Source organism: Pseudoalteromonas sp. MB41, from assembly GCF_020966275.1.
GTDB lineage: Bacteria > Pseudomonadota > Gammaproteobacteria > Enterobacterales > Alteromonadaceae > Pseudoalteromonas > Pseudoalteromonas lipolytica.
Genome location: NZ_JAJJZF010000008.1, coordinates 104762 through 116442 on the forward strand (window position 1 = coordinate 104762; position 11681 = coordinate 116442).

The window sequence follows — 11681 nt, forward strand, 5'->3', positions numbered from 1 at the left end:
TTTACGACTGCCTGGATGCAGGAGGTAGAGCAATGTAGGAGCAAATGCCGAGAACATCCCAATAACGACATTTTTGCCTTGTTATCAACTCGGTTTGATTGCCTCAAAACGGTTCATTTAATTGAGCGAATTGGCATAAATAAGCCATGACCACCCAATAGATTATTTGATACAATGGTTGCCCTATTGGCAAATAACTATAAGGGTATCGGGTGGTTAACCTAGGTCCGCTGTTCGGCGAATTAAAAACATGCTTACGCAAAGATCAATTCATCCTCAAAAAACGCCTGCATGGCATCAAAAAAATAAACGATGAAACAAAGCAAGCGAACATAGCGCAAAAAATCGCGGATGATATTGCTCGCTCACAGCAATTGCGTGTTCAACGTATAGCGGCATTACCAACAGTAACCTATCCAGAGCAACTTCCTGTTAGCCAAAAGAAAGAGGATATTAAGCAGGCGATTGCCAACAACCAAGTGGTGATCATTGCAGGTGAAACTGGCTCGGGTAAAACAACACAAATTCCAAAAATGTGCTTAGAGCTTGGCCGTGGGGTAGAGGGCTACATAGGGCATACTCAACCAAGGCGTTTGGCAGCTCGCAGCGTTGCTAACCGTATTGCTGAAGAGATGCAATGTGAGCTTGGTCAGCAAGTCGGTTTTAAAATTCGTTTTAGTGATCAGGTCTCAGATAACAGTTATATAAAATTGATGACCGATGGTATTTTGCTGGCTGAAATTCAGCAAGACCGCTTTTTAAATCAATATGATACGATTATTATCGATGAAGCCCATGAGCGTAGCCTAAATATCGATTTTATTTTGGGCTATTTAAAGAACTTATTGCCAAAACGCCCCGATCTAAAAGTCATTATTACCTCAGCAACCATCGATCCAGAGCGATTTTCTCAGCATTTTGATGACGCCCCGATTATTGAAGTGTCAGGACGCACTTTCCCTGTAGAAGTACGTTATCGCCCAACTACAGAGATTAATAAAGAAGAGATGGAAGCCGATGGTGACCAACTGCAAGGTATTTTTGATGCCGTTGACGAGCTGTGTGACGAAGGACCTGGCGACATTCTTATCTTTATGAATGGTGAGCGTGAAATACGCGACACTGCCGATGCGCTTTCTAAACGCAACTTAAAAGGCGCAGATATCCTGCCACTCTATTCGCGTTTATCGAATGCAGAACAAAATCGTATTTTTGCACCGCATTCACGTCGCCACATCATTTTAGCCACAAATGTGGCAGAAACCTCGTTAACCGTGCCCGGCATTCGGTATGTTATTGACCCAGGCACCGCGCGAATTAGCCGTTACAGCTACCGTACTAAAGTACAACGCTTACCAATAGAGCCAATTTCACAAGCCAGTGCCAATCAGCGTAAAGGCCGTTGTGGTCGTATCGAAGCGGGTATTTGTATTCGTTTATACAGCGAAGATGATTTTAATTCGCGTCCAGAATTTACTGACCCTGAAATTCTACGTACTAACTTAGCGTCGGTTATTTTGCAAATGCTAGGCCTTGGGCTGGGCGATATGCAACAATTTCCGTTTGTACAAGCGCCAGACAGTCGTAACATCAATGATGGTTTAACGTTACTCGAAGAGCTTGAGGCGGTTAAACCTGCTAAGCGCCATAAGCAAACTGAGCTGACTAAATCAGGACGTAGTTTAAGTCGTTTACCTGTCGACCCGCGTTTAGCCAAAATGGTGCTAACTGCAGATAGCCTTGGGGCATTGCGTGAAGTCATTATTATTGTTGCTGCGCTTTCGATTCAAGACCCCCGTGAGCGACCCCAAGAAAAGCGGGGGGCAGCTGATGAAAAACATGGCCGATTTGATGATCCAGATTCAGACTTTATCGCATTTTTAAATCTGTGGAATTATCTTGAAGAGCAACAAAGTGAGTTAAGCAATAGTCAGTTTAGAAAGCTGTGTCAAAAAGACTTTTTAGCTTATATGCGTATTCGAGAATGGCAAGATATCGTTTATCAACTGTCGACTGTGTGTAATGAAATGGGCATGAAAGCAACAACTAACGTAGCCGACAGCGACCGAATTCATCAGTCACTCTTAAGCGGTATGTTGAGCCACATTGGTTTTAAAGACGAAAAACAAATTTACAAAGGCGCACGTAATAGTCAGTTCCATATTTTTCCGGGCTCAGGATTATTTAAAAAGAGCCCTAAGTGGATTATGGCTGCGGAGCTGGTGGAGACAAGTAAACTCTACGCTCGTATAAATGCCCGTATCGACCTTAAATGGGTTGAAGGTTTTGCTCAACATTTAGTGAAGCGCAGCTACAGCGAGCCTCATTGGGAGAAAAAACCGGGTGCTGTTATCGCCTTCGAGCAGCAAACTTTATACGGCCTGCTTATTGTTAATAAGCGTCGTTGTGTATACAGCAAAATTGATCCTAAAGTGAGCCGAGAGTTGTTTATTCGTGGCGCTTTGGTAGAACAAGAGCTTGGTCAGAATGAAGGCTTTTTACAGTATAACCAAGAGCTTATTGATGATATTCAAGTGCTTGAGAATAAGTCTCGTCGTCGCGATATCTTAGTGGATGAGCAAACACTGTATGAGTTTTACGACAAAAAAATTCCTGCTGATATCAACAATCGTGCGGCATTTAACGCCTGGTGGAAGCAACAAAAACAAAAAGATAAACGCTTTTTGCACATGTCACGTGAAGCGTTAATGCAGCATGGTGCTGATCATGTCACCGAATTTGATTACCCAGATACATGGCAACAAGAAAACTTACTCTTGCCGCTGACGTACCATTTTGATCCAGGGCAAGCTGTTGATGGTGTTGCGGTTCAAATTCCGGTTGCATTACTTAATCAAGTACAAGAAACCGGCTTTGATTGGCATATTCCTGCGTTTAGGCATGAGTTGATTTGCGCATTAATTAAGTCATTACCAAAAACACTACGCCGTAATTTTGTTCCAGCTCCGAACTACGCCGATGCTGTATTAGCGGCAATTGAGCCTATGCAAGGCAATTTAATTGACGCCATAAGCACTCGTTTGCTGCGTATGACAGGGGTACGTGTTGAGCCAGACGCTTGGGATTACTCAACGTTGGCCCCTCATTTGCGTTTGCAGTTTGAAGTTCGCGATGAGCACGATAAGTTACTTGCTCGAGGTCTAAATTTGGCTAAGCTGAAAGCTCAGCTTCAGGGCAAAGTCACCGATACCTTATCAAAAGTGGCTGATAAAGGCATAGAAAAAGCCGACTTAACACAGTGGAGCTTTGGTGAGTTACCAGCTTCCTATGTTAAAAAGCAAGGTCAGTATGAAATAAAAGCGTTTCCAGCTTTAGTCGATAAAAAAGACTCCGCTGCGGTTGAGTTATTTGATAACGAACAAAAAGCACAGCAGGCGCACCAACAGGGCTTACGTCGTTTAGTGCTTTTAAATGTACCGTCACCGATTAAGTATTTGCAGCAAAATTTACCTAATAAATCTAAGCTTGGGTTGTATTTTAACCCCTTTGGTAAAGTGAATGATTTGATTGATGATTGTATTGCTGCAGGTGTTGATAGTTTATTGATAAAGTACGGCAACATTCGTACTCAGCAAGCATTTGAGCAGGCTAAAGAGCAAATTCGTGGTGAGTTGGGCGATACGGTGGTCGACATAGCAACGCAAGTTGAGCAAGTGCTTAGCATTGCTCACAGTCTTAATAAGCGTATGAAAGGGCGCGTAGATTTAACCATGATCACTTCTCATGGTGATATTAAATCACAATTACAAAGCCTCGTTTTTAAAGGGTTTGTAAGTCAGCACGGCGCGGCAAAAATGGCGGATTTAATTCGTTATTTAAAAGCGATTGAACGTCGTCTAGAAAAACTCCCTGTTGATCCTAATCGAGATCGTTTATGTGTACTTGAACTAGAAAAAGTGGCTGAACAGTATCAAAAACTGGCGAATAAAATCCCCAAAGGAATGCCCGTACCTGATGAAATCAGGTCTATTTTTTGGATGCAGCAGGAATTACGTGTTTCTTTATTTGCACAAACACTAGGGACACCTTATCCTGTATCTGCAAAGCGTGTTTTAAACGCAATCAAAGAATGTGAGTTATAATTCAGTAAAGGTATGCGCAATGAAACAGTGAATTCATTGCGCTTGAATTAGTAACACAAATGCTAAAAGGAGATTATGTGGGCATAGAAAAGGATAAACCGATTGCAGTTCCAGCAGACACTTCACGTCGAGTACGACCAGAAATTTTGGTTGTTGACGATGAATATTTTAACTTCGAAATGCTCAAAGCAACCTTAAGCAATGAGTTTTCGTTAAGCTATGCAGATTCAGGAACATCGTGTTTGGCATCGGCTATTGCAAACCCTCCCAATGCCATTTTATTAGATGTGTGTATGCCTGGTCTTGATGGTTATGACACGTGTCGGTTATTAAAAAACACCCCGGAAACAGAAAATATCCCCGTTGTTATGGTATCTGGCTTAGAATCTGAACTTGAGCAAAAAGCAGGATTTGATGCTGGATGTGACGCCTATGTAGTGAAACCATTTTCTGTAAAAACACTCATAGAAAAAATAAAAGCACTTGTGTAAGGAGGCGTCATGTTTCATGAGGAAAAGCGCGATTTTCGCCGCATGCAAATTCATACCCCCGCAAAGTTAATACCTTTAGAGGGCGAAAATAGTCACACCGAAATAGTCGTTACATGCACTGATTTAAGTGCAACAGGCTTAGCAATATGTTGTGATGAAGTATTAGAAATTGGCAGTGTTTACCGAGTGGTGATTGCCTCTACGAGCACAGCAATCACCTCGTTTGATGCAACAGTTAAAGTTATTAGAGCAACCAAGGAGCAAGATGGCTCCTTGAGTGCAGGACTTGAAATTGTTCACTTTAACTAGGTTTTAGCTGTTTTAGTATACTTTACAGATAAGGCCTTTTAGGTAAAAACCTTCGGGGTAGCTGCCAGCAATAGGGTGGTCGGCAGCTTGGTTTAATCGTTCCATAATCAGTAAATCTTTACCTGCATCTAGCGCTGCATCGGCAACCACTTTTTGAAATAAGTTTTGTTCCATTAAGCCAGAGCACGAGAACGTTAATAAGGTGCCACCGGGCTTTAGTATTTGCATCGCAATCATATTAATATCTTTATAGCCGCGACATGCGCCGGTCAGCTGTGCTTTATTGTCTGCAAATTTAGGCGGGTCCATCACGATGGTATCAAACAGCTTGCCTTCATCACGGTATTGACGCAGTAACTTAAAGACGTCTTGCTTAACAAAGTCGACTTTATTCAAATCTAGGTTGTTGTGCTCCACATTGCGTCTGGCGGTATCGAGCGCAGGTTGTGATACATCCACATTGGTTACATGCTGACAGCCGCCACGTAATGCGTACAGCGAAAATGTGCCAGTATAACTGAAGCAGTTAAGCACTGTTTTATCTTTAGAGAAGCGTTCTAGAGCCGCACGACTATCACGTTGGTCTAAATAAAAGCCTGTTTTATGACCTTCTATAATATCGACTTCTAGCTTTAGGCCGTTTTCTTCAATTAATACGGGCTCTGTCGGTGCATTACCCCACAGAACACCTTTGATTGGATCTAACCCTTCTTTTGTTCGCACGTCGACATCAGAGCGCTCGTAGATATCGCAGCCAGGAAAAATAGCCATTAGTGCCGCGACTATTTCGCCCTTATGGCGCTCTGCACCTGCACTGAGTAACTGACATACTAATACGTTATCAAACTTGTCGATTGTGATACCCGGTAAGTAATCAGACTCCGCAGCACTTAAACGAAAGCCTGTTAAGCCTCCCTCGCTGATCACTTGCTGGCGTGCATCGTACGCACGGCGAAGACGCTTTTCGAAGAATGCTTGATCAATCACTTCGTTTTGGTCAAAGCTCCATACACGTGCGCGTATTTGTGACTCTGGGCTGTAAGCTGCAATGGCGAGAAACTTACCGTCATTATCATAAATAGTAACCGTATCACCTAGTCCTGGTTTACCTTTTACTTTTTTAATGGCTTTAGAGAACACCCAAGGGTGTTTTCTTTTTAATGATTTTTCTCGTCCAGCTTGTAGGTAAATAGCAGATGACATAGGGATTCTCGCGTCAAACAAAAGGGGGCATAGTTTAATGAAGCACTGGCAAACATACAATGAATGTTTTGAACAAATCCAGTAAGCACGTTAAAGTAAGCATAATTTCAATCAGTTAATGGTAACAGCCGCTTTATGCAGTCAAAAATAGACTTTGCAGAACTTGAAACCCAGTGTCGAGATTTTATTTTATCTTTACTTCATGCCGATGTGGCACACGACATTAGCCACATTGAGCGAGTGGTGAGGGTTGCAAAACAGCTGTGCACTGCAGAAGAGGCTAATATGGCAGTCGTGTTACCCGCAGCCTGGTTACATGATTGCGTTGCGGTTGCTAAAAACCACCCTGATAGAGCGAAAGCGTCAACAATGGCTGCAGACAAAGCGTTGAGTTTTTTATCATCCATTAATTACCCTGAGCAATACTTTGCCGCAATTCATCACGCCATTGTTGCACATAGTTTTAGCGCTAACATCGCAGTACAAAGTGTTGAAGCACAAATAGTCCAAGACGCTGATCGAATGGATGCATTAGGGGCTATTGGGGTAAGTCGCTGCATGAAAGTGGGTGGCTCGATAGGGCGTTATCTTTACCATAAAGACGATCCATTCTGTTTACATCGTGAGCCTGATGACACTAAATACACGCTTGATCACTTTTTTATTAAACTATTACATATCGCCCAAAGTATGAATACACCTTCGGCGAAAGATGAAGCAAAAAGACGAACAGAGTATATGTTGGCCTTTCTAGAGCAACTTAAATCTGAGATTGGTGAGTAACCATGGGTGTACCTTTATTAAACGGGGTTGATCACTGCCATTTAAATGTTGATGATTTGGCGCGGGCAGTGACATGGTACCGTGATGTGTTAGGTTTTTCTGTGGTTCCTGAGCTTGCTTTTTGGGATGAAGGTAAAGGTCCATTAACCCTTGAAGATCAGGCAAAAACAATCCGTCTCGCATTATTTGAAGCGCCCGGTAATAGTAAAGGGATCGCTTTTAGTGTAAACGCAGCGCAATTTTTAGCGTGGCTTGAGCATTTAGCTCAATTTAATATAAAAACGGTGATTGCCGACCATGGCGTGACTTATTCTATGTATTTTAAAGACTGTGCTGGCAACAGTCATGAAATTACCTCTCATGATTATGAGCAAATTAAAAAGGGCCTTGAGTAAGGCCCCTTTTAATGGGTATAAACTAGCGAGAGTAAGTGTTTTTAATCTCGATAATTGCGTCGATTTGGCCAATGAATAAATCGACGAGTTGGGGATCAAAGTGTTTGCCTGATTCGGCTTGTAGCAGCTCTACTGCTTTTTCAACTGGCCACGCATCTTTGTATGGGCGCACAGAGGTGAGTGCATCAAATACATCAGCAATACTGACGATACGACCTTCAATGCTGATCTCTTCTCCTTTTAAACCAAGAGGGTAACCCGTACCATCCCACTTTTCATGATGCTCCAGTGCAAGCTTATGAGCGAGCTGTAATAGGGGAGAGCTTGAATTTTCGAGTATTTTTGCACCAATGACAGCATGTTGCTTCATATGCTCAAACTCGTTGGCATCTAAACGGCCGGGTTTTAAAAGTACCGAATCTGGTATGCCTATTTTGCCAACATCATGCATAGGGGCGGCTTGTTTCAACTGTTCAGCTTGGTATTCAGTCATACCATAAGCTAACGCGAGTACTTTGCTGTAGCGACTCATACGGGCGATATGCTCACCTGTATCTGTGTCTTTATATTCTGCCGCTCGGCCTAAGCGATTAATTAAATCGATATGGGCTAATTGTAATTGCTCGGCCTGCACTAGCGATAAATGTGTTTTCACTCGGGCTCGCACAATAGCAGGGCTGATGGGTTTGGTTATATAATCAACAGCACCAAGTGAAAAGCCTTCGGACTCATCTTGTTCATGGGACAGTGCCGTGACAAATATCACGGGAATATGAGCTGTTTCAGGGTTCGCTTTTAAAATTTTACATACTTCGAAGCCATTCATATCTGGCATCATGACATCCAGTAAAATTAGTTTTGGAGGTTCATTTTCAATGAGCTGCAGAGCTAAATCACCCGATTTAGCAAATGATAATCGATAGTCATTTGCAAGAACTTCACGCATGACCTTAAGATTTGCGGGCTCATCATCAACGACAAGAATTCTTGCTCGATCAGTAATTTGACTCATGACTGCTCCTTAATCAGCTGCAATGCGGTGCTTTAAATTGGCTAATGCAGTACTTGCTGCATCAAAGTCAAAGTTATCAAAATGTCCAACTATCTCTGCGACTGTGTCTTTATACTCGACAGGGGCATTGTTTTGAACATCACTCAGTAGTTCATCATCTATTTCAGCATGCTCGGCTTGATTTTGTAGTGCCTCGATGTGATTTAAAAATACGCTTATCGATACCGCTTGCGAAGGTGTTTTATCAGTATTAACCTGCTCTTGCTCATCGAGTAAAGTAGCCAGTGCTTGCCATTCTTTATAGCACGCAGTTATTAATTTAGAAAAGTCTTCTTTACCCTGTTCTTTTTCGGCCTGCGACAATAAATACAGTAATTTCGTTAGTGTCAAATTGCCCGCCACACCTTTTAGCGTGTGTAACAGTGTCGTTTGTTCAGATGCATTAAGTGTTGACTCTTTTAAACGTAGAATACTCTGCTGATGATTAGCAAGAAATAAGCGTATTTCAGTATTAAGCTTTTCTTTGCTACCCCACATTTGGATACCTTTAACATAATTGATATGTTGCTTTGCTTTGTTATCAGGCTTAGCTGTGATGTGCTTAATTTCTAAACCGAGCACTTTCGCTATCTCATGATTAACTTGTTGTATATCGACGGGTTTGTTTGCAAAGCCATTCATACCTGCTTGCTTAGCTGTGAGCTTATCTTGTTGAAGCACGCTGGCGGTCAACGCGATGATAGGTGTTTTCTTTAATTGTTGTTGCTGCTCTAATTCACGAATTTTTTTACAAGCAGTTATACCATCGCATTCAGGCATGTGGATATCCATTAAAATGATATCAAAGCTGTGTTGTTTAAATTCAGCAATAGCCTCTAGCCCATTTTTTGCTTTATACACTGTGTGGCCAGCTTGTGAGAGTAATATGTTTAATAGCTCGACATTTTGTTCAATATCATCAACCACTAAGACACGAAGAGGTGGTAATGTAAGTAGGTTATTACTGAGTTTATCTACTTTATTAATGTCGCCTTCTTGCAAAGGAAGAGAAAAGAAAAAACAACTGCCTTCGCCTTCATTACTCACGGCACTTATTGTGCCTCCCATAAGCTCGACTAATTGCTTGCTTATGGTGGTGCCTAAGCCTGTGCCGCCAAAGCGACGCGTCATCGTTCCATCGGCTTGTTCAAAAGGTTGGAAAATTGCTTTCAAGCGGTGTTTTGCAATGCCAATCCCAGTGTCTTGCACCTCAAAAAAGAGCTGATTGTTTTGTGTCTTACTTACACTAATCGTGACAGAACCTGATTCTGTAAACTTAACCGCATTACCAATTAAGTTATTGAGTACTTGACGAATACGCGCGTCATCACCGATATAAATTGGTGCGACATCATCAGCAATTTTTAAATCTAATAACAGGTTTTTGCGCTTTGCTTCAAGCCAAAAGGTAGAAACGATGTTATCGAGAAGGGCTTGTAAGTTAAAGTGCTCGTGATGAATATCGAGTTTGCCTTTTTCTAATTTTGCCGAGTCTAAAACATCGTTAAGAAGATGCAATAATGAGCGTGCTGCATTATTTACGGTAACGATGTGCTTTTGTTGTTCTTTATTAAGTGGGCTGTCCATTAAAATATCGCTGAACCCGATAATTGCATTCATGGGCGTGCGAATTTCATGGCTCATATTTGCCATAAATGCCTGTTTAGCTTGTGCAGCGGCTTCAGCTTCTTGTTTTGCGTGTTTTAATGATTCTTCATAGATATGGCGTGCGGTAATATCAACTAATACACCATCAATCCACTGAACTTCAGAATCATCCGTTTTGTTAATAGAACCTTGATCTAATACCCAAACGACCTTACCGCTGCGATGGCGTACGCGATACTCAAGTGCATATTGATTTTTTTCAGAGATTGCTTTTGTCATGATCTCATTAATATGCGCTTCGTCTTCTTTATTTATAATGTCAGCAAAACTGATGGCTTTTGACGTAAATTCTTCGGCAGTATAGCCCGTTAGATCAAATACATTGGGACTAATGAACAGCATGCTCCAATGGTCATCGAGCAAACAACGAAATACAGCGCCAGGCGTGTTATTCATTAACGTGCGATATTGCTGTTCTTTTTCTTCTAGGCTGCGTTGTAATGCGCGTTGTTCGGTTAAATCGGTTATGAAGCCCACAAACAACGTTTCTGCATCGGGTTGTTTCACTTCACCAAGACCTAAGCGAATAGGGAATAAATGACCTTCCTTGTGTTTTGCACACACGTCGCGGTTAACGCCAATCACTTTTTTAAGAGCGTGGTTGCCACTGTTTAGCAAATAACCATCGTGCTGAGCCGCAATGTCGTCATCCATCAACACTTTCACGTTCTGACCGAGCACTTCTTCTTGTTTCCAGCCAAAGATACTTTCTGCAGATTTATTAAAGCTTAAAATAATACCGCGACAATTAATTGTCACAATACCATCGATTGCCGTACTTAAAATGGCATCGAGTCGTGATTCTTCTGCCGATTTATCAGCAAGCAGCATACGATAGCGCACCATACCATTGATAATCGCAACGACAGCGGTTAATAACACGGTAGCAAATGACACCATGGCAGCAATAAAAACAAGATTGGTATTGTCTGTGTTATCGGATAAAAAAGGGGAGGTCGCGACAAATCGCGTTGCAGCCATGCCCATGTAATGCATACCGGCGACAGCAAAACCTAAAATAATGGCGCAAATAATCCGGTTTTGTAATGCGGTTAAATTTTGAAAGTGGTCGTTCAAATGAAAGCGAGTATACAGCCCAATAAAGGATAAAAACACGGCAACAAAAATGGATGCAGCAAACCACATAGGGTCATAACGAAGTAATGGGCTCATTTCCATTGCCGCCATACCCGTGTAATGCATGGTACCAATACCTGCGCCCACTAACACAGAACTCATGAGTAACTTTAACCCTGCGGGAATATGTGCAATGTCTTTACTGCGTATTAGTGACATACCTGTGTAGCAGGCTAAAAAAGCAGGAATAAACGAAAAAAATGTCAGAGCAGGATCATAGTTAATGGTTGTGCATAAAGAAAATGCAAGCATACCAATAAAGTGCATACTCCAAATTCCGCCAGACAAGACTAGAGAGCCGGTTGCATTGCCTAGTTTTCTGTATGATTCAAAGCGGGTTTTATTGGCTAAATCAATAATATGCAATGAGAAATATGCAGCAAAAATAGCGGTAGCAATCGAAAGGACAACTAAACTAGGATTGTACACCCCACTTATGATTAAGCTTGGATTTTGATCGGTAATAAAAAATTTCGCGAGCATAATAATTCGTTCAGACTGCAAGTAATGTCAGTCTAATACAATTTGCGCTAGATTTAGA

Annotated in this window: 8 protein-coding genes; 5 read left to right on the plus strand and 3 right to left on the minus strand. The window is 41.9% G+C overall.

Annotated features, from left to right (window positions below):
• Positions 1-212 precede the first annotated feature (212 nt).
• From hrpA to LPA49_RS10365, 3 genes are all read left to right on the plus strand, one after another.
• Positions 213-4103 (plus strand): ATP-dependent RNA helicase HrpA, encoded by a 3891-nt coding sequence (gene hrpA, locus LPA49_RS10355; RefSeq protein WP_230236487.1) that lies wholly within the window; start codon positions 213-215, stop codon positions 4101-4103.
• Between the two features lie 77 nt (positions 4104-4180).
• Positions 4181-4594, plus strand: coding sequence for a two-component system response regulator (locus tag LPA49_RS10360; RefSeq protein ID WP_227006828.1), 414 nt, complete (start codon positions 4181-4183; stop codon positions 4592-4594).
• A gap of 9 nt (positions 4595-4603) precedes the next feature.
• Entirely contained in the window at positions 4604-4903 is a 300-nt protein-coding gene (locus LPA49_RS10365; protein WP_036969429.1) for a PilZ domain-containing protein, read from the plus strand.
• Between the two features lie 12 nt (positions 4904-4915).
• Here LPA49_RS10365 and LPA49_RS10370 read toward each other — a convergent pair whose 3' ends face one another.
• Complete coding sequence (locus tag LPA49_RS10370) at positions 4916-6106, minus strand: class I SAM-dependent methyltransferase (protein WP_036969427.1); 1191 nt, start codon at positions 6104-6106, stop codon at positions 4916-4918.
• 135 nt (positions 6107-6241) lie between these two features.
• Between LPA49_RS10370 and LPA49_RS10375 the strand changes: the two genes are divergently transcribed.
• Complete coding sequence (locus LPA49_RS10375; RefSeq protein ID WP_036969424.1) at positions 6242-6889, plus strand: HD domain-containing protein; 648 nt, start codon at positions 6242-6244, stop codon at positions 6887-6889.
• A 2-nt stretch (positions 6890-6891) separates the two neighbouring features.
• Positions 6892-7284, plus strand: a complete 393-nt coding sequence (locus LPA49_RS10380; RefSeq protein ID WP_065979366.1) for a VOC family protein — start codon at positions 6892-6894, stop codon at positions 7282-7284.
• Between the two features lie 22 nt (positions 7285-7306).
• Here LPA49_RS10380 and LPA49_RS10385 read toward each other — a convergent pair whose 3' ends face one another.
• Complete coding sequence (locus tag LPA49_RS10385) at positions 7307-8296, minus strand: two-component system response regulator (protein WP_036969419.1); 990 nt, start codon at positions 8294-8296, stop codon at positions 7307-7309.
• A gap of 9 nt (positions 8297-8305) precedes the next feature.
• Positions 8306-11623: a PAS domain S-box protein gene (locus LPA49_RS10390; protein ID WP_230236489.1), complete on the minus strand. Its 3318-nt coding sequence runs from the start codon at positions 11621-11623 to the stop codon at positions 8306-8308.
• Between the last annotated feature and the right edge of the window lie 58 nt (positions 11624-11681).

Coding starts and splice junctions, on each gene's coding strand:
- LPA49_RS10385 (WP_036969419.1), bottom strand. CDS start 8,296: ATGAGTCAAATTACTGATCGAGCAAGAATTCTTGTCGTTGATGATGAG.
- LPA49_RS10390 (WP_230236489.1), bottom strand. CDS start 11,623: ATGCTCGCGAAATTTTTTATTACCGATCAAAATCCAAGCTTAATCATA.
- LPA49_RS10370 (WP_036969427.1), bottom strand. CDS start 6,106: ATGTCATCTGCTATTTACCTACAAGCTGGACGAGAAAAATCATTAAAA.
- LPA49_RS10375 (WP_036969424.1), top strand. CDS start 6,242: ATGCAGTCAAAAATAGACTTTGCAGAACTTGAAACCCAGTGTCGAGAT.
- LPA49_RS10365 (WP_036969429.1), top strand. CDS start 4,604: ATGTTTCATGAGGAAAAGCGCGATTTTCGCCGCATGCAAATTCATACC.
- LPA49_RS10380 (WP_065979366.1), top strand. CDS start 6,892: ATGGGTGTACCTTTATTAAACGGGGTTGATCACTGCCATTTAAATGTT.